The sequence below is a fragment of the Pseudomonas sp. Pse35 genome (assembly GCF_024519715.1).
In the GTDB taxonomy this organism is placed as follows: Bacteria; Pseudomonadota; Gammaproteobacteria; order Pseudomonadales; family Pseudomonadaceae; genus Aquipseudomonas; species Aquipseudomonas paracarnis.
The window spans coordinates 1-18,876 of sequence record NZ_JALJRP010000037.1 but is presented as its reverse complement, the minus strand read 5'-3'; the positions used below and the strand labels follow the sequence as shown (position 1 = coordinate 18,876).

The following is an 18,876-nucleotide window of genomic DNA, read 5'->3' as shown; positions in this document are numbered from 1 at the left end:
GCGGTTCTCGCCGTCTACCTTGGGAGGTTAGAATGTGGGAAATCAGGATGAGTTAATGAGCGAAAAGCCCCTTTCAGAAACCGAATATGACGCCATCACCGACGCCGCCGCGCATTGGTGCATGCGCCTGCATGCTGCAGATTGCACGGCGGGCGAACGTCAGGCTTTTACCCAGTGGCACGATGGCCATCCGCTGCACGCCTTCGAATATGCAGCCATGCTCGAAATCTGGGACGTGGCCGACCACCTGCCCCGCGACAAGCCTGAGGCGGTGGTGGTCCCAATCAAGAAGCCGGCCAGCCGCTTGCGCACCTACGCGGTGGCCGCAGCGGTGTGCCTGGCGGCATTGCCGCTTGCCGCCCTCACCGGCTGGGAAGCGGGCTGGTTGCCCAGCTCATATGAACGGTTCGAAGCAGCCAATGGCTTGAAAAAAGTCACCCTGGGCGATGGCAGCCAAGTGGAGTTGAACCTGGGTACCGAATTGGTCTACAGCCATTACAAGGACCAGCGCCGTGTCACCCTGAAAAAGGGCGAAGCGTTCTTCAACGTCACGCACGACAGCAACCACCCGTTTATCGTGCGGGCCGGCGAAGGCCAGGTGCGAGTGACCGGCACGCAGTTCAATGTCTGGGAATATGAAGATCAGGTGCGGGTGATGTTACTGGAGGGCTCGGTGCAGATCTCCAGCGACGGCGAGCATGCCAGTGTGCCGCTTAGCCCAGGCATGCAAGCCAGTTTCCGCCAGGGTGACGCCACCCCGCAGGTCGCCGCTATCAATCCCGATGACACCGCGCTGGCATGGCGCCAGGGCAAGCTGGTGCTCGACAACCTGACCCTCACGGACGCCTTGCCCCTGATCAACCGCTACCTGAAAAAGCCGGTGATGCTTGCAGACGCCAGTACCGGTGCGATTCGCGTCGGCGGTATCTATAACATCAACGAGGTCAACAACCTCGTGCCCTCCCTGCCCAAGGTGTTGCCGGTCTACCTGACCCAAAACCAGGACGGCAACCCCGTGCTCAATTCCATTCCGCGTAAAACCCCCAAGGGCTGAGCCCGCTCGCACGAAGCGATACGTTTGGGCCGCGGGTGTCCATTTTTGAAACACCTCCCTCACCTGCATCGCCCGCCGTGTGCGGATTCATGGTTCTGTCACAGGCAGTGTTACATGGCTGAGACGGCGTGAGGCGAGCACAGGCATATCTCAAGCGCTCAGGACTGTTTCAACCCTGAAACAGAGTTGCCATCACTTTGCCCCGACTTAATCCCAACCCCTTGAATATCAACATCTAATAAAAAGCGGCACGCCTTCTGCTCTTTCCCTGACAACGCTGTTTAGGGTCAGCGTTAAGAATAAGGACTGCCGCCGTGAACACACTCACACACACCTCGTCGATAAACGTACTGCTGATCGGTTGCGTGCTCAGTGCAGGTGTCAGCCTGACGAGCCAGGCGGGTGACGGTGTGATCGTGACCGGGCGTACGGTGCAGGGCCACATGTACGGGCGCACCTCCCTGCCCGACCCCTACCCCAATACCGCCAACGCCAACCCCAGCAAAGAGATCAACAGCGCCCTGACCGGCGAACTCAGTGACAGGGACATCGGCGGCATCAGCAGTGGTTCCAGCCTCGCCCGCTCCCTTCAGCCCAATGGCAGCTTGTCGGGCCTGGGCGCCACCCAAAACAGCATGTCGACACTTGGCGCTGGCGCAGCGGCCGGCCACGGTGCGGGCAGCGGCGGCAGCATGGGCGGGCAGATCAGCGACTCGGTCCAGCGTGGCATGGCGCCGCTCAACAACCTCGGCAGCATGATGGGGGGCAAGTGATGAAGCGCGCCCTGTTGATATTCGCCCTGCTGGGCAGCGCCTCGGCAATGGCCGACAACAGCGCGGTGATCAACCACAGCGGCCAGCAGTACGACGGTGTGCTGTCGATCAACCAGGCCGCCGGCACGGGGCAGCAGATGTCCAACAGCCGCGCCATCGCGCTCGGTGGCCAGGCCACCAACCTCGACATCCAGCGCGTCGACGGCAAGGTCGACCCGTCCCTGAACGCCAAGGCCGCGATCCAGGGCAACTCATTCAGCAGTGGCAACGGTGTGCTGGGCATCAACCAGTCTGCCGGGGCCAATAACCAATCCATCAACGCTGTGCGGATCAGCCTCAACCCTGGCCCGCAGAGCATCGATGACAGCGTCCTGTTGCAACAGAACACGACGACGCTGGCAACCGACTCAGGGCTCACCCCCACCACTGGCAGCCGCCAGGTCGTGACCAGCGACCAGGCCTTCACCGGCAGCCGAGGAGTGACACAGGTGAACCAGAGTGCCGGGGTGGGGAACCGAGTGGCTAACACCCTGGGCATCACTATCAAGTAACCGCTTGGTAGACGTTCGTTAGACCGTACCAACACTTAACCAACTAATTAGAAGCAAGGAGAAACACCATGAAACCTCAAATGGCTCTGAAACCAATGGTTTTCGCTCTCGCCGCACTCATGGCTGCTGCTGCTCAAGCGGGTGGCTGGCATCCAACCCCACAACCCACCGGTACCGTGGCCGCTGTCGTCACCGATGTGCAAAAAAGCGAACACAACAAATTCGATGACACCAACACCGAGAACAATGCATCAGCCGACAACTCGGTAAATAGCAACAGCGGTAATGTCGGGGTCAACGCACAATCAGGTTCCGGAAACCAGGCTGACAACGCCGGCGCCATCTCCAGTGCCAAAGGCGACTTCGCCACCGTGTTTGCCGTGATTGATGTCGACCAAGGCAGCTCGCATAACAACTTCGTCAACAAAGGCACGCAAAACAACGCCTCTCTGGACGGCTCCATCACCGGCAACTCCGGCAACGTGGGTTACAACGGCCAGGCCGGCCAGGGCAACCAGGGTAAAAACAACCTGGCCATCACCACCGCTGACGGCAAGAACATCGCAGCGGCTTCCAACACCGAGCAGAACTCGCTCAACAACAGCTACCTGAACACGGCCGCCAGCAGCCATGGTTATGGCAAGCCTCAGTACGTGTCCAACAACGCAAGCCTCGACAACTCGGTTAACCGCAACTCCGGCAACGTAGGTGTCAACCTGCAATCCGGTGCGGGCAACCAAGGCAGCAACAGCCTGTCGATCGGCCAAGGTTGCAGCGTCTGCGCCAGCGGCGTGCGCTTCTGATCCAACGGGGCCTTGGCGACAAGGCCCTTTTTATTCCAGTGTCCAACAGGTCATTCGATCATGCGTATCGCGACCCTCACCCTCCTGATGTTACTCACCGGCACGACCTGGGCAGGCACCATGGCAATCTCCGCCATGCCCGGCGGTGCGGTGATTTTCAAGAAGGTGGAGAGCATTCGCGAGCGCCGGTTCGCCAATCTGGTGGAACAGAAAACCGATTTCAGCTGCGGTGCCGCGGCACTCGCCACCATCCTGCGCCAGGCCTATTGGCTGGACGTCGACGAAGCACACATCATCAAAGGCATGCTGGTCACTGCCGACCAGGATCTGGTACGAACCCAGGGCTTTTCCATGCTGGACATGAAGCGCTACCTCGAAAGCATCGGCATGCGTGCCCGGGGCTACAAGATCGCGCCCGAGACCCTGCTGACCGTGAAAATCCCCGTGGTGGTGCTGCTGGAAATCCGCGGCTACAAGCACTTCGTGGTGTTGCAACGGGCCGACAAGGACTGGGTGTACATCGGCGACCCCGTATTGGGCCACAAGCGCTATTCCCATGACGATTTCGTCAAAGGCTGGAATGGCATTGTCTTCGCCGTACTGGGCGAGGGCTACGACAAGGCCAACGTCTTGCTCGACCCGCCCCTGCCGCTGACCGCCAAGAGCCAGATGAATGAGTTCCGGCCTGTGGGCGATGCCGAGCTGATGGATTTCGGTTTTATCCAGAGCGACTTCTTCTAGAAGCGCAATAAGGGGCAGGACGCCCCAGGAGCAGCAGATGAACACTTCCCGTTGGCTGACGGTCTTGTGTCTGGCCGCCTCAATGCCTGCTTATGCGTCCTCGGGGTTCAAGCCCATCGAACTCAAGGACGCCGAAATGGCCGAACTGCGTGGTCGTTACGTGATGCCGGGGCGCATCATCAGCTTTGGCATTGTCATGAGCAGCACCTGGACCAATGCCGTCGGTGACAACATCACCGGCACAGCCAACATGCACATCGACAAGACCACCATTACCCCACAGTTCTACGTGCAAACCACCGGCTCGACCGGTACCGGCACGCGCCCCAACACGGGCACCGGAAATGTGGTCGGTGGTGCCGGCCTCGGCAGCGGCCAGGGCGTGACCCAAAGTGTACGCGCCGCCGGCGATGGCAACGCCGCCTACAACAATGTGGGCATCAACGTCGAAAATGGGGTTAGCCCCGCCAATAACCTGCAGTCCGGCCAGGTGCTGGTGGCGGGCGGCACAGTGACCGGGGACAGCGCCGCGGGCCGTGTCAGCGTATCGGCCAACAGTGGCGGCGTGCAGATGGCCATCCAGGCCAATCACAACCAGGGCAACAGCCTGCAACAGATCGGCGCGGGCAATGTGCTGCAGGGCACGGTATTGACCGGCGATAGCAACCTTGTCAGAAACATCACCCAGATCAATGTCGTGATGAACAATAACGGGCTGAACAACGCCGCGTTGAACTGCAACCTGGATCAACTCAAAGGCCTACGCACGCTCGGTTATTGAACTACGCTGACCCTCGACACTTTCGCATTAGAAAAGGACGGCTTATTTCATGCATCGATCGTTATCGCTACGTGCGGTGGTTTGTTTGAGTACGCTCTTGCCCGCATCCGTGCTGTATGCCGCGCCAGACGCTGACATCGAAACCCTGAAGAAGGAACTGCTGGAACTCAAGCAACGCTACGACGTGCAGCAAAAAGCCTTGGCCGTGCTGGAGCAACGTGTGCGCCAGGTCGAGGACCAACCGGCAACGCCCGCCCCCAGGCGCCTGGCCAAATCACCGGCTGACTTCAAGAACGGCGCTAACACTGTCGCGGCTAGCGGTACGGGCGCAGCCGCGGCATCCGGTGGCGCTGGCGGGGGTGGCAGCTCCTACGGCCAGGCCCTCAAGGACGACTCGGCCCCTGCGCAAAGTGTGAGCAACCTGTACAACGAGGCCAGCGGCTTTTTCGGCAATGGCAAGTTCAGCGTGGAAACCGGCATCACCTATGCCCGTTATGACGCGCGCCAGTTGACGCTCAATGGTTTCCTGGCGCTGGACTCGATTTTCCTCGGCAACATCAACCTGGACCGGATCAAGTCCGACAGTTGGACCCTGGACCTTACCGGGCGCTACAACGTCGACAACCGCTGGCAGTTCGACCTGAACGTGCCGGTGGTGTACCGCGAGTCCACCTACCAGTCGGGCGGCGCCGGCAACGACGCCACCGCCACCTCCGAAGGTTCCGTGACCCGTGACCCGACCATCGGCGATGTCAATTTTGGCGTGGCTTACAAGTTCCTCGACGAAACCCCGACCTTGCCCGATGCGGTGGTGTCGGTGCGCGTCAAGGCCCCGACGGGCAAAGAGCCCTTCGGCATCAAACTGGTCAAGCAACCTAACAACGACAACCTCTACGTGCCCGAAAGCCTGCCCACGGGCAACGGGGTCTGGTCGGTCACGCCGGGCATCTCCCTGGTCAAGACCTTCGACCCGGCCGTGTTGTTCGGTTCGTTGTCGTACACCCACAACTTTGAAGACTCGTTCGATGACATCAGCAGTCAAGTCAATCAGAAGGTGGGAGGCAAGGTGCGCCTGGGGGACAGCTTCCAATTCGGGGTCGGCGTCGCCTTTGCCCTGAACGAGAAGATGAGCATGTCGTTCTCGGTTTCCGACCTGGTGCAGCGCAAGAGCAAGCTCAAGCCGGATGGCGGCGACTGGCAATCGGTGGTGTCCAGCGATGCCAACGCGGGCTACTTCAACGTGGGTATGACGATTGCCGCCTCGGATAACCTGACCATCGTGCCGAACCTGGCGATTGGCATGACCGATGATGCACCGGACTTTACGTTCAGCCTGAAATTCCCGTATTACTTCTGATTGGTTTGCCTGCGGGCGGTGTGTCAGTTGCTGCATCGGTGACTGCACTACCGCCTTCGCAGGCAAGCCAGGTCCCACATTGGCTTTATATTGCCCACAACATCAACGCCTGGCACAAGTCCCCTGTGGGAGCGGGCTTGCCCGCGATAGCGGTGTGCCAGTCACCCAATCTTCAACTGAACCACCGCTATCGCAGGCAAGCCAGCTCCCACATTGGCCATGTATTGCCCACAGAATCAACGCCTGGCACAGATCCCCTGTGGGAGCGGGCTTGCCCGCGATGGCGGTGTGTCCGTCACTGAAGCTTTAACTGAACCACCGCTTTCGCAGGCAAGCCAGTTCCCACATTGGGTTTACCCGCCCTAGCGGATCTGGTGTTTGTGCAGCAACCGGTAGAACGTCGGCCGGGAAATCCCCAGCACGCGGGCCGCAACACTGAGGTTGTCGCTGTGCCGGTTGAGCACATCGCACAGCGCCTGACGTTCGGCACGATGCTTGTAGTCTTCCAATGTCGCCATCGCCACCGAAATGACTTGCTGGCCTTGCAGCCCCAGGTCAACCGCTTCGATCTGCCGCCCTTCGGCCAGCACCAGGCCGCGCCGCACGCGGTTGGCCAGTTCACGCACATTGCCCGGCCACGGGTGTTGCCCCATCGCCACCAAGGCCTCTTCGCTGAAACTGCGCGGGCGCCGTCCGGTTTCCTGGCTGTAGAAACGCGAAAAGTGGTTGGCCAGCATCGCCACGTCGCCATGGCGTTCGCGCAACGGCGCGGTGACCACTTGCAGCACATTCAGGCGGTAATACAGGTCTTCGCGAAAAGCGCCCTTCTCCACCGCGGCCTCGAGGTTGACGTGGGTGGCAGCCAACACGCGTACATCCACCGGGATCGGCTGGCTGCCGCCAACGCGTTCGATGTGTTTTTCCTGAAGAAAGCGCAACAGGTTGGCTTGCAGCTCCATAGGCAGATCGCCAATTTCATCGAGGAACAGGGTGCCGCCGTTGGCCGCCTCAATACGTCCGATCTTGCGCTGGTGGGCGCCGGTGAACGCGCCTTTTTCGTGGCCGAACAACTCGGACTGGATCAGGTGTTCAGGGATGGCGCCGCAATTGATCGCGACGAACGGCTTTGCGTGCCGCTGGGATTGGCGGTGCAAAGTCTTGGCCACTAACTCTTTGCCCGTACCGCTGTCACCGCGGATCAACACCGGGGACTCAGTAGGCGCCAACTTGGACAACAATTTGCGCAACTCTCGGATGGGACGGCTTTCGCCCAGCAATTCATGGGGCTCATCCACCGGGGCGTAGCCCTTGCCACGCAGGCGCGCCATGCCGAACGCACGGCCCAGGGTCACCTGCACCCGGGAGACATCGAAGGGCAAGGTGTGAAAGTCGAAAAACCATTCGCAGACAAAATCGCCGACGTTCTGCAAACGCAGTACATCCTGGCTGAGCACGGCGATCCACTCGGTGCCGCTGCGACCAATCAACTCCTTGACTGCTTCAGGGCGTTCCAGGTGATCGCGTTGCAAACGCAGCAGGCCCACATCGCAGGAGCGCTCACCTACCGCCTCCAAGGCACAGCTGTCCACTTCCCAGCCGGCGGTGCGTAAACCGGGTAATAACCCGTGGCAATCGTCACAGGGGTCGACCACCAGTAAGCGGCGTTGGGCGGGTGTCGCAACCATGACTGTTCCTTGGCGCCAATATTGTTAAAGTTATTTAGAAACAACAGTTTGTGTCGACTGTTGGTAACCCTAGCAAGATCTTGACGCTTACCTTGTACCCTTTCGCTATAAGCGTGGGCAAAAAGCCATGCCTGTTTCGTAGCGCGCCAGAAGTTGCTCGCCAGTCAAAGGTTTATTGCGCTTTCAAAACAGCCGCTTACATGACGTCAATCAGGGAACGTTAAAATTTCTTGCCCTAGCATGTGACCCGCACCCCACCATCGTGCATCAGTACAAGTAACCCACCGCACGGTCCGCCCAACCGCCGGTACTCACTTGAATGGGCATACAGAGAGAAGACCCAAATGAACGCTCCGCTGCGCATCAACGAAGCTCTTTTGATTGCAGACCGTGCCTTCCAGCCTTTTCAATGCGTGGCCTGGCACGATGGCGTTGGCGCCCTCAGCCTGAGCGTCATCGACCGCACCAACACCCGTATCGGCAGCAAACAGTTGCCGTCGACTGCCTATACCGACCCGGCCCAACTTGAAAACCTGCTATTGCAGGCCCGTGCCGAGCTCGATAAAGATGGCCACCAGTTGCAACACTGGGCGATGCCAAAGTAATGCAATGCAGCAACTTCCAGCCCAAGTAAAACTTGAGCTGGAAGTTGTACAGTCATACTTGCACGCTTAACGTGCGGCGAGAATAAAGCGTTCGAACGCCTCGGCAGCGCCGTCTTCGACATTGCTGCCGGTGACCACATTGGCCTGGCGCTTGACGGTTTCTTCGGCCTGGCCCATGGCGATCGACAACCCCGCCACATGAAACATCGCCGGGTCATTGCCACCGTCTCCAATCGCAGCCGTTTGTGCAAGCGGTACGCCCAGGTGTTCAGCCAGGGTTTTCAAGGCTTCGCCTTTGTTGGCCAGCATCGCGGTCACGTCCAGATACACCGGCTGCGAACGCGACACCTGGGCCAACCCCTGCACTTTCGGCTGCAATTGCGCTTCCAGCTCCACCAACAACTGGGTGTTGTTGCTAGCGGCGACGATCTTGTCGACCCTGTCCAGGTAAGGCTCGAAACTCTCCACCACTACCGGCCCATAGCCCAAGCCATCGGCTTCGCGCTGCACCATGGGCCCGGGCGGATCACGGCGCAGCCAGTCGCCATCTGCAAACACCCAGACTTCCACGTCCGGCTCGGCGGAATACAGCGCCAGGGTGATGAGTGCAGCTTCCGCCGGCAGATGATGAGCAACCAGGATGCTGCCATCCGGGTTGACCAACGTACCGCCATTAAAGCCAGCCACCGGCACATCGATGCCAAAGGTCTCGATCAAATGCCGCATGGCCTTGGGCGGACGCCCGCTGGCCAGGCTGAAAATCACCCCAGCCTCGCGCATAGCGCGAATGGCATCGGCGGTGCGTTGGCTGAGGCTGTGGTCGGGATGCAATAGCGTCCCGTCCACATCACTGAGGACAAACCGGATGGGATGAATCGTCACGTCACTCATCCGAGGCTATGCCAGGCGCGGCCATCGCGGGCCAGCAAGGCATCGGCCGCCGCTGGGCCATCTTCACCGGCCTTGTAGGCCTGGATACCATCATCTTCCTTCCACGCATCCAGGAACGGCTGCACCGCACGCCAACCGTTCTCGATGTTGTCGGCGCGCTGGAACAGGGTCTGATCGCCGGTCATGCAGTCGTAGATCAGGGTTTCGTAACCCGTCGACGGCTGCATCTCGAAGAAGTCCTTGTAGTCAAAGCCCAATTCGATATTGGCCATCTCCAGGGTCGGCCCAGGCTGCTTGGCCAACAGGTCGAACCACATGCCTTCGTTAGGCTGGATCTGGATTTTCAGGTAAGTGGGCTTGAGTTCATCGACTTCGGTATCGCGAAATTGTGCATAAGGCGCCTGCTTGAAGCAGATCACGATCTCGGTGTCGCGGATGCTCATGCGCTTGCCGGTACGCAAGTAAAACGGCACACCGACCCAACGCCAGTTATCAATCATCACTTTGAGCGCGACGAACGTCTCGGTGCTGCTGTCCGGCGCGACGTTGGCTTCTTCGCGATACCCGGGCAATGGCTTGCCAGCGATTTCGCCAGCGGTGTATTGGCCGCGCACCGAGTTGGCCCGCGCATCCTCCAGCGACCAGGGGCGGATCGCACCGACCACTTTGGCCTTCTCACCCCTCACCGCGTCGGCACCAAAGGCTGCCGGCGGCTCCATGGCGACCATTGCCAGCAGCTGGAACAGATGGTTGGGCACCATGTCGCGCAAGGTGCCGGTTTTTTCGAAAAAATTACCCCGGGTTTCAACGCCGACGGTTTCAGCGGCAGTAATTTGCACGTGATCGATGTAGTGGTTGTTCCAGAACGCTTCGAACAGCACGTTGGAGAAACGGCTGACCAGGATGTTCTGCACCGTCTCCTTGCCCAGGTAATGGTCAATGCGGTAGATCTGCTTCTCGCTCATCACCTTGAGCAGGCAGGCGTTGAGCGCCTCGGCGGTGGCCAGGTCGGAGCCGAACGGCTTCTCGATAACTACGCGCCGAAAGCCCTCGTCCGTTTCATTCAACAAACCGGCACTGCCCAGGCGCTGCACCACTTCACTGAAGAAGCGCGGTGCAGTGGCGAGATAGAACACCGCATTGGCGGTGCCGCTGTCAGCGATCTTGCTGGCGATATCGGCATAGGTGCTGTCGTCGAGGAAATCGCCCTCGACGTAGCTGATGCCCTTGGCCAGTTGTGCCCACAACGCGGGGTCGAGGGCGTTCTCGGCATTGCCCCTGACTTTGCTGGAGGCTTCGGTACGTATGAAGTCCTCGAGTTTCTTGGCAAAGTCCGCATCGCTGATGGCGTTGTGATCAACGCCGACGATACGCAGGCCATCACCGAGCAACCCGTCACGGCTGAGGTTGTACAGCGCCGGCATGAGCAAGCGCTTGACCAGGTCGCCATGGGCGCCAAACAGAAACAATGTGGTGGGTGGAGCAGGTTCGGCCTTGGGTTTCTTGCCGTTGGCGGTCATTTTTTGGAAGTCTCCACATGGCCGCCAAAGCCGAAGCGCATGGCAGACAGCATTTTGTCACCGTAGGTGCTCTGCTGGCGGGAACGGAAACGCGCGAACAGCGAGGTCGACAACACCGGAACCGGCACCGCCTGCTCCATGGCTGCTTCGATGGTCCAACGGCCTTCACCGCTGTCGGCCACGGAGCCCGAGTAGCCGTCGAGTTTCGGGTCGGTGGCCAAGGCGTCGGCGGTCAGGTCCAACAGCCAGGACGACACCACGCTGCCACGACGCCAGACTTCGGCGATGTCGCCAACGTTGAGGTCAAAGCGCTGGTCTTCCGGCAGGTTTTCCGAGTTCTTGGTCTTGAGGATGTCAAAACCTTCGGCAAACGCCTGCATCATCCCGTACTCGATGCCGTTGTGGATCATCTTGACGAAGTGCCCGGAACCCGCTGGGCCGGCGTGAATGTAGCCCTGCTCGGCACGTGGGTCGGCAGAGGCCGAACGGTCCTTGGTGCGCGGAATGTTACCCAGGCCCGGCGCGAGGCTTTTGAAGATCGGGTCGAGGCGATTCACGGTCTCGGTGTCGCCACCGATCATCATGCAATAGCCACGTTCCAGGCCCCAGACGCCGCCCGAGGTGCCCACGTCCACATAGTGCAGGCCCTTTTCAGCCAGGGCCTTGCCGCGACGCACGTCGTCCTTGTAGTTGGTGTTGCCGCCGTCGATGATCACATCGCCGTCTTCCAGCAGTTCGCTCAGTGCGTTGATGGTGTCTTCAGTGGGCGCGCCCGCCGGCAACATGACCCAGACAGCACGGGGCTTTTGCAGGCCGGCCACCAGCGCTTTCAAGTCGGCGACGCCGGTGGCGCCCTCCTCGCTCAAGGCTTTGACGAAGGCTTCGTTACGGTCGTATACAACGGTGGTATGCCCATTGAGCATCAGGCGCCGCGCAATGTTACCGCCCATGCGGCCTAGTCCGATAATCCCCAGTTGCATGTGCTGATGCTCCTAACTTCTAAAAAATGTGTGACATAGTTTATAGCGCAATGAGGCTAATGAGGGTTAGTCCAGAGCGGATCCGTGTAGTTTCATGGCAAAAAAGTTGCCATCGTTTCACCATCACCCCGGCAAAAGTCACACGACCACCAAAAATAAAAAAGTTCCCTTGCTGCGAAAAAGAATTCAAACTTGCTTCCGACTGTTGCCAGAAACCAGTTTTGGCACCGCGATCTACCGGCTATTTGCGAGGTAAGCAATGAGCACAGCACAGATGACCCGTCCGCCACAGACCCTCTACGTCACCCTCCGTCGCGATGAACTGCGCCAGTTGAAAGACGAGCGCGATCAGTTGCAACAGGAAGTCCTGCGCCTGCGCTTGCACCTTCAAGCCCAGCTCGATCAGCCGTCAGATGCCAAGCCAGTCCTGTGCTGAAGTCTTGGCCGAACGCGTTGTAAGGCAATACCTACAGAAAACTCACAAAGTTTTCACATTCCCCTCTTGATACTCCCGTTCCGCGATGCCGCTCACTTCCTGGGCGGCCCGATGTTGCGCGCCTGCGCGCGACAATCTTTTTCTGATGGGGCGCTGGATGGCGATATTCAAACGCAGCACGACGACTGCGAAAGGCTTTGATTGGGCCGGCCTTGGCTGGTTATTCCTGTTTTTCTGGTATTTCTCGGGTATTACCCAACTTCTTATCCAACTGACCGGCACCTCCGGCTTCAGTGGCTTCCGCCAGGCCTTCTTCATGAGTGCGCTGTGGCTGGCGCCGATGCTGCTGTTCCCGCGTCGTACGCGCCTGCTCGCCGCCTTGATCGGCGTGGTGCTGTGGGCTTGCTCCATGGCGAGCCTGGGTTATTTCTTCATTTACCAGCAGGAATTCTCCCAGAGCGTCATCTTCATCATGTTCGAGTCGAACATCTCTGAAGCCGGCGAATACGCCACCCAATACTTTGCCTGGTGGATCGTGCTGGCGTTCATTGCCCACACCGCCTTCGCCATCTTCCTGTGGACGCGCTTGCGCCCGGTGTATCTGCCTCGCGGCCAGTCGATCGTGGCAGCCATAGCCATCGTCCTGGCGGTGGTGGGCTACCCACTGGTCAAGCAGATCGCCACCAGCGAAACCATGGAATTGGCCATCGATCGTTTCGAAACCCGCATCGAGCCTGCCGTGCCTTGGCAGATGATCGTCGCCTATCGTCGCTACACCGAGCAGTTGGACAACATGCAAGGCATGCTCACCAGTGCAAGCAAGATCCCGCCCTTGAACAACCTCAAGGACAGCATGGCCGGCCAGCCGTCCACACTTGTCTTGGTCATCGGCGAGTCGACCAACCGCCAGCGCATGAGCCTCTACGGCTACCCGCGCAACACCACGCCGGAGCTGGACAAGCTGCGCGACCAACTGGCCGTGTTCGATAACGTCATCACCCCGCGCCCCTACACCATTGAAGCGCTGCAACAGGTGCTGACCTTCGCTGACGAAGAAAACCCGGACCTGTACCTCAAGACACCGTCGATTGTCAGCGTGATGAAACAGGCTGGCTACAAGACCTTCTGGATCACCAACCAGCAGACCATGACCAAACGCAACACCATGCTCACGACCTTTTCCGAACAGGCCGACGAGCAGGTGTACCTGAACAACAACCGCAACCAGAACGCCCGTCAGTACGACGGCGATGTACTGGCGCCGTTTTCCAAGGCCCTGGCCGATACCGCCGAACGCAAGTTCATCGTGGTGCACCTGCTGGGCACCCACATGAGCTACCAGTACCGCTACCCGCAGACCTTCGACAAGTTCACCGACCGCCAGGGCGTGCCGGCGGGTGTCAGCGATGCGCAGTTGCCGACCTATAACAGCTATGACAACGCGGTGCTGTACAACGACTTCGTAGTCTCCAGCCTGATCAAGGACTACGCAAAGACCGACCCCAACGGCTTTTTGCTGTACCTCTCGGACCACGGCGAAGACGTGTTCGACTCGGCCGGCCACGACACTTTGGGCCGTAACGAAGGCAAGCCGACCGCGCCGATGTACACCATCCCGTTCATGGCCTACGCCTCGCCAAAATGGCGCGAAAGTCACGACTGGAGCTTCGCCGGCGACTTGCAGCGGCCTTACAGCAGTTCGCAGTTGATCCACACCTGGGCCGACATGGCAGGCTTGAGTTTCGATGAGCTGGACCACAGCAAGAGCCTGGTGAGCGACAGCTTCAAGCCACGCCCCCTGTTGATCGGCAACCCTTACGAGACCAAGCAGAAGGCACTGATCGACTTCAGCCTGATCAAGCCCAAGAAGGCCGACGGCGCCGAAGTGGTGGCCAAGTAAGCCAGGGCCTTGTAATAGAAAGATAACAATCATTCTCGTTTGAACCTAAAGTTCCGCAGTTCCTTTCGTCTTTGAACCAAGCCCTCCCCGCCTGGGGAGGTATCAAAGACGACAAGGAGTCTGCAGCGATGTTTGCGCCCTTCACCCGTTCCATGACCTTCACCCTCGGCCTGTTCAGCCTGGCGCTGAGCCCGGATTCGCGGGCCGACCCCGCCCCCGATACAGCCCCCGCCAAAGCCCTGGAACTGGGCGCGACCACCATCAGCGCCGACGGCCTGGGCGCCACCACCGAGCACACCGGCGCCTACACTACTGGCTCGATGAGCACCGCCACGCGGCTGAACCTCTCCGTCAAGGAAACCCCGCAATCGATCTCGGTGATCACACGCCAGCAGATGGACGACTTCAATCTCAATACCCTGACGGATGTGTTGCGCCAGACCACGGGCGTCAACGTTCAGCATTACGACTCCGATCGTGTCTACTACTCCGCCCGAGGCTATGGCATCAGCAACTTCCAGGTTGACGGGATGCTCAACACTTTCGGCTACATGAAGACCGACGCCGACACCATCATCTACGACCGCATCGAAGTAGTGCGCGGCGCGACGGGCCTGACCACGGGCGCAGGCGACCCTTCGGCCACCGTCAACATGGTGCGCAAGCGCCCTACCGCCCAGTGGCAGGCCAAGACCGGCATCAGTGGCGCCAGCCATGACAACTACTACAGCTACGTTGACGTGGGCGGCCCGCTGGCGTTCGACGGCAAACTGCGCGGGCGTAGCGTGCTGGCTTACCGCGACAGCAAGTCTTTTCGTGACAACTATGGGCTGCAGCGGGCGGTGGGCTACGGCATTCTCGAGGCTGACCTTTCCGACGATACCGTGCTGGCCGCAGGCTTTGATTACCAGGACAAACAGGTGCAAGGCACGTCTTGGGGCACCGTGCCCTACTGGAACAGCCAGGGCGGCAAGGCCAGGCTACCCCGCTCCACCAACATGGCGGCGCACTGGAGTTCCTGGCCGCTGACCGACAAGACCACCTTCGCCACCCTCGACCATCGGCTCGGCGGCGACTGGCACCTGAAGGCCGCCTATACCCATCGCCAGAGCGACACCGATGGCAAGGTGTATTACGGCGGCGCCGGTTTCCCCAACCCCGACCGCAGCGGCATGACGGCTTGGGCCAGCCATATGCGCGGCACTTCGCGCATGGAGGCCATCGACCTCAACCTGGCCGGCAGCTACACGCTGCTGGGCCGCGAACACGCGCTGATGATGGGCTATGGCGAAGCCGCACAACGGGATGTCTCGCCCTTCATGCGCAGCGACCTGCCAGCCAGCTACTACCCCATTCAGGACTGGAAGCACATGGGCGGCATCAGCAAGTTCACCGACCAGGTGACCGATCTGAAAGGCGAGCACAGCAAGAAACAACAGAAAGCCGGTTACCTGGCCACAAGGCTGAGCCTCACGGACCGCTTGCACGCCGTACTGGGCAGCCGTTACGGCAGTTGGGAGCTGGAAAGCGCAGAGCCCAAATACGATGCCAACGACCAACTGACCGCTTCGGGCAAAACCAGCCAGACCCACAATGATATGTGGACGCCCTACGCCGGCCTGCTCTACGACATCACGCCGCAGTACACCGTCTACGCCAGCTATACCGACATCTTCAAACCCCAGGACTACCGTGATGCCAACAAGAAGTACCTGGAGCCCGTGGTCGGCAGTAACTACGAAGTGGGCCTCAAGGGCAGTGTGCTGAACGAGCGTTTGAACCTGGCCGCCGCGTACTTCTGGAGTACCCAGGACAACGTCGCCGAGCGGGATGACTCAGTCCCGCCCAACCCAGTCACGGGAGAGGAGTACTACAAATCCGGCGGCAAAGGTAACAAGGTCAACGGCTTCGAGCTGGAAGCCGCCGGTGAAATCACGCCGGACTGGAACCTGTCCGCCGGCTACACCTACACCCATTCGGTCAATGGCTCTGACAAACGCAACAACACCAGCCAACCCTTGAACCTGGTGAAGATCTCCAGCGCCTATCGCCTGCCGGGCGCCTGGCGCAAACTGACGGTGGGCGGCGCCGTGAACTGGCAGAGCGAAACCTACGACTTCAGCAACCGCCCGACCGGGCAGCGCAACAGCGAAGGCCGGCCAATAACCACACGGGCGAAAATCACACAACAGGGCTACACCGTGGTCAACCTGATGTCGCGCTACCAATTCGACGAACAGGTTTCGGCGTCGGTCAACGTGAATAATCTCTTTGATAAGAAATATTACGAGCGCGTGGGTTTTTATAACGGGGTGTATTGGGGCGAGCCGCGTTCCGTCACGCTGGCGTTGGATTGGAAGTTATAGCCTCGCACGTTGAAGTTAACAAAACTGTTAACTTCAACGGCATCTCCCGTTAATTCCCACTTAATAAGATAACGCCATAGTCGCTCCATGATCTGATCACGAAGCGACCAGACACCTATCACTTTAATGGGGATACCACTATGAAACTCTCGACCTTGATGCTGGCCAGCCTGATGACCCTGACCTCTGCCGCTGCCTTTGCAGAGGGCGGCGCAGAGCGCTCCAAGGAGTTCTACAACAACTTCAGCTTCATTCAGGAAAAAACCCACGGCAAGGCTGAGCAACAAGTTGCCAGCGCCGATGGCAAGTCGGTCAAGGCCGACACGGTTGAACAGGCGCAACCGAACAGCTGAGTTAATGCTTACTTAATCCGTAGCACCCTGCGCCATTCTGCTCCGTTGGCAAAGGTTTATTGGGCGCCATTTAATGGCGCCTTTTTTTTGCCGGTTATTTATTACAACGGTTTATTCCAGAACAACATCCGCCCATGGGCCGGATCAAACACTGAGTCGTCAAAACCAAACTTGCGGTACGCCGCCTGCGCCAGAGTATTGCCTTCCAGCACTTCGAGGGTAATCTTGCAGCAACCGCGCTGCCGGGCGATTTCCTCGACCTTTTGCAGCATCTTCTGGCTCAACCCCAACCCCCGAAACTGCTCTTTCACCACCACATCATGGACATTGACCAAGGGCCGGCAGGCGAAGGTCGAAAAGCCCTCGAAACAATTGACCAATCCCGCTGGCTCCCCCCCGACGAACGCCAGCACACTGAACGCGTGTGGGCGCTTGGCCAGTTCGGCTGGCAACTGCTGCAAGAGATCGGCTGGCAGGCTGTGGCCGCCGCCCATCGGATCTTCAGCGTAATGGTTGAGCAACAGGCCAATGGCGTCGGCGTGCACGGCGTTGGTATAGCTGGCTTGCAGCACCAGGATGTCTGGGGTGTCCATTTCCTTCCTCGATAGCGACAACCAGGGAATCGTTTCCCTTTGAGAGCTGCGATTGTAAGCGTGGAGTCGGCAGTAGATGAAGGAGATAAGCGACAAATCGCTGACAGAAAATGCGAAGGTTGCGCGCATCAAAGCGTGCAAAGAGCTTTGGAGCGGCGATTTTTCCTAGGTGGCGAAGCGTTCCAACTGCATCTCTTGCAGACGGCTCAGGGTGCGGCGGAAAGGAAACTCCAGGTAGCCTTCGGTGTACAGGCTGTGCAACGGCACCTCGGCGTCGATAAAGAGTGGCACTTTGCGGTCGTAGCATTCGTCCACTAACGCGATAAAGCGCCGTACGCTGTCGTCATGCACCGACAACTGTGGCAACTCTCGATCCCCGACTACTACGCGCTCGGCGCTGTCCTCAGTGCCACGCGCAATCCGGCCCGGGCGTTTCTGTGCACTGAGGTTGGGGACGTTTCCTAGCAGGATGGCGTGGAAGCGATCACATAACAGCATGAAATCCATCGCGGCCAGGGGCTGCTCACACAGGTCGGCATAGCGACACCAAAGCACGGTGTCACTGGCCTGCACCGTCATGATGGTGCGGTACCCTACGCTTACCACCCCGCTGGTCACGGTTTGGCCTTGGCTCAACTGTCGGAACACCGCCGCCAGTGCCTCGGGCTGATTCACCCAATAGCGCTGCATGCCCACGCCGGGATGCAAGCGATGATCTTCGCCACCGTCCACGGCCACCACCTGCATATGCTGCTTGAGCGCGTCGATACCCGGCAGGAAACGCTCACGGTTGAAGCCACCGGCATACAACTGGTCGGGCGGCTGGTTGGACGTGCACACCATCACCACACCCTCTTCGAACATCACTTGGAACAGGCGGCCGAGAATGATCGCGTCACCGATATCATTCACAAACAATTCATCGAAGCACAGCACGCGCACCGCCTGGCTCAGCTCCCTGGCCAACGCCTGCAAGGGGTCCTGGGTGCCCGTGAGCTGGAATAAGCGCTGGTGCACCCACGCCATGAAGTGGTGAAAATGCTGGCGCCGCGCAGGCACGCGCAAGCTTTGGTAGAACTGGTCCATCAACCAGGTCTTGCCACGCCCCACCGGGCCCCACAGGTAAACGCCGGCAATCGACGAACGCCCTTGATGCAAGGCCTCGTGACAGGCTTGCAAGGCTTGTACCGCCCGGCGCTGGGCGTCGTCGGCGACGAAACCTGGCTGGGCGATGGCATGTTGGTAAGCGGCGAGAGGCGAGTCGAAAGTCATGCTTGCCAGTATGACGGACGCAGAGCTGTCCAGGCGCGAAATCTTGGCCTGTTTGCCTGAGGCGAGGATGAGTATTTGCACAACGCTATAGCGGTAGACGGTAACCACGATGCGAAGCGAGCCGCTCTTGATCTTGCTCTTGATCTGCTTTTGATCTTAAGCGCCCCGTTAAACCACGCTGGCCGGAATTCGACAGGGATTTGGGGGGTAAACCG

18 protein-coding genes are annotated in these 18,876 nt (G+C 59.5%); 12 read left to right on the top strand and 6 right to left on the bottom strand.

What is annotated here, in order from left to right; genetic code table 11:
* Positions 1 to 55 precede the first annotated feature (55 nt).
* The 7 genes from OC445_RS23320 to OC445_RS23290 all read left to right on the top strand — a co-directional run bounded on the left by OC445_RS23320 (position 56) and on the right by OC445_RS23290 (position 6,060).
* Positions 56 to 1,054 carry a FecR family protein gene (locus OC445_RS23320; protein ID WP_198791060.1) on the top strand — a complete coding sequence of 333 codons (999 nt, stop codon included), beginning with the start codon at positions 56 to 58 and terminating at the stop codon, positions 1,052 to 1,054.
* A gap of 314 nt (positions 1,055 to 1,368) precedes the next feature.
* Positions 1,369 to 1,827: a hypothetical protein gene (locus tag OC445_RS23315; RefSeq protein WP_054897482.1), complete on the top strand. Its 459-nt coding sequence runs from the start codon at positions 1,369 to 1,371 to the stop codon at positions 1,825 to 1,827.
* Entirely contained in the window at positions 1,827 to 2,378 is a 552-nt protein-coding gene (locus tag OC445_RS23310) for a hypothetical protein (RefSeq protein ID WP_054897483.1), read from the top strand. Before OC445_RS23315 ends, OC445_RS23310 begins: the two co-directional genes overlap by 1 nt.
* A 68-nt stretch (positions 2,379 to 2,446) precedes the next feature.
* Positions 2,447 to 3,181, top strand: coding sequence for a hypothetical protein (locus OC445_RS23305; protein ID WP_003190893.1), 735 nt, complete (start codon positions 2,447 to 2,449; stop codon positions 3,179 to 3,181).
* A gap of 60 nt (positions 3,182 to 3,241) precedes the next feature.
* Positions 3,242 to 3,922, top strand: coding sequence for a C39 family peptidase (locus OC445_RS23300; RefSeq protein ID WP_019817800.1), 681 nt, complete (start codon positions 3,242 to 3,244; stop codon positions 3,920 to 3,922).
* Between the two features lie 37 nt (positions 3,923 to 3,959).
* On the top strand, positions 3,960 to 4,703 hold the full coding sequence (locus tag OC445_RS23295; RefSeq protein WP_034127715.1) for a hypothetical protein: 744 nt from the start codon (positions 3,960 to 3,962) through the stop codon (positions 4,701 to 4,703).
* A gap of 49 nt (positions 4,704 to 4,752) precedes the next feature.
* A complete protein-coding gene (locus OC445_RS23290) occupies positions 4,753 to 6,060 on the top strand; it encodes a hypothetical protein (RefSeq protein ID WP_198791062.1) in 1,308 nt (435 codons plus the stop codon).
* Positions 6,061 to 6,422: 362 nt separating this feature from the next.
* Here the strand turns inward: OC445_RS23290 and OC445_RS23285 are convergent, their stop codons facing one another.
* The gene (locus OC445_RS23285) at positions 6,423 to 7,745 is read right to left on the bottom strand and encodes a sigma-54 dependent transcriptional regulator (protein ID WP_198791063.1); all 1,323 of its coding nucleotides are present in this window, start codon (positions 7,743 to 7,745) and stop codon (positions 6,423 to 6,425) included.
* Between the two features lie 344 nt (positions 7,746 to 8,089).
* On the opposite strand from OC445_RS23285, the gene OC445_RS23280 reads away from it, so the two are divergent.
* Positions 8,090 to 8,350: a hypothetical protein gene (locus OC445_RS23280; protein WP_034127718.1), complete on the top strand. Its 261-nt coding sequence runs from the start codon at positions 8,090 to 8,092 to the stop codon at positions 8,348 to 8,350.
* 66 nt (positions 8,351 to 8,416) lie between these two features.
* On the opposite strand, the gene OC445_RS23275 is transcribed toward OC445_RS23280, so the two are convergent.
* The 3 genes from OC445_RS23275 to gnd are packed head-to-tail and all read right to left on the bottom strand — an operon-like array spanning position 8,417 to position 11,741.
* The gene (locus OC445_RS23275) at positions 8,417 to 9,241 is read right to left on the bottom strand and encodes an HAD family hydrolase (protein WP_262020378.1); all 825 of its coding nucleotides are present in this window, start codon (positions 9,239 to 9,241) and stop codon (positions 8,417 to 8,419) included.
* Positions 9,238 to 10,761 (bottom strand): glucose-6-phosphate dehydrogenase, encoded by a 1,524-nt coding sequence (gene zwf / locus OC445_RS23270; protein ID WP_089042588.1) that lies wholly within the window; start codon positions 10,759 to 10,761, stop codon positions 9,238 to 9,240. The genes OC445_RS23275 and zwf overlap by 4 nt, the downstream gene beginning before the upstream one ends.
* Complete coding sequence (gene gnd, locus OC445_RS23265; protein ID WP_019817573.1) at positions 10,758 to 11,741, bottom strand: phosphogluconate dehydrogenase (NAD(+)-dependent, decarboxylating); 984 nt, start codon at positions 11,739 to 11,741, stop codon at positions 10,758 to 10,760. Before gnd ends, zwf begins: the two co-directional genes overlap by 4 nt.
* Before the next feature lie 259 nt (positions 11,742 to 12,000).
* Between gnd and OC445_RS23260 the strand changes: the two genes are divergently transcribed.
* The 4 genes from OC445_RS23260 (at position 12,001) to OC445_RS23245 (ending at position 16,796) form a co-directional block, all read left to right on the top strand.
* Entirely contained in the window at positions 12,001 to 12,177 is a 177-nt protein-coding gene (locus OC445_RS23260; protein WP_198834001.1) for a DUF6026 family protein, read from the top strand.
* Positions 12,178 to 12,334: 157 nt separating this feature from the next.
* The gene (locus OC445_RS23255; protein WP_262020377.1) at positions 12,335 to 14,077 is read left to right on the top strand and encodes a phosphoethanolamine transferase CptA; all 1,743 of its coding nucleotides are present in this window, start codon (positions 12,335 to 12,337) and stop codon (positions 14,075 to 14,077) included.
* Positions 14,078 to 14,205: 128 nt separating this feature from the next.
* Entirely contained in the window at positions 14,206 to 16,443 is a 2,238-nt protein-coding gene (locus OC445_RS23250; RefSeq protein ID WP_054897792.1) for a TonB-dependent siderophore receptor, read from the top strand.
* A gap of 140 nt (positions 16,444 to 16,583) precedes the next feature.
* Positions 16,584 to 16,796, top strand: a complete 213-nt coding sequence (locus tag OC445_RS23245; RefSeq protein WP_034127722.1) for a hypothetical protein — start codon at positions 16,584 to 16,586, stop codon at positions 16,794 to 16,796.
* Positions 16,797 to 16,897: 101 nt separating this feature from the next.
* Here OC445_RS23245 and OC445_RS23240 read toward each other — a convergent pair whose 3' ends face one another.
* Both OC445_RS23240 and zapE read right to left on the bottom strand, forming a co-directional pair.
* Positions 16,898 to 17,389 (bottom strand): GNAT family N-acetyltransferase, encoded by a 492-nt coding sequence (locus OC445_RS23240; protein ID WP_034127723.1) that lies wholly within the window; start codon positions 17,387 to 17,389, stop codon positions 16,898 to 16,900.
* A 165-nt stretch (positions 17,390 to 17,554) separates the two neighbouring features.
* Positions 17,555 to 18,661: a cell division protein ZapE gene (zapE, locus tag OC445_RS23235; RefSeq protein ID WP_262020376.1), complete on the bottom strand. Its 1,107-nt coding sequence runs from the start codon at positions 18,659 to 18,661 to the stop codon at positions 17,555 to 17,557.
* Positions 18,662 to 18,876 lie beyond the last annotated feature (215 nt).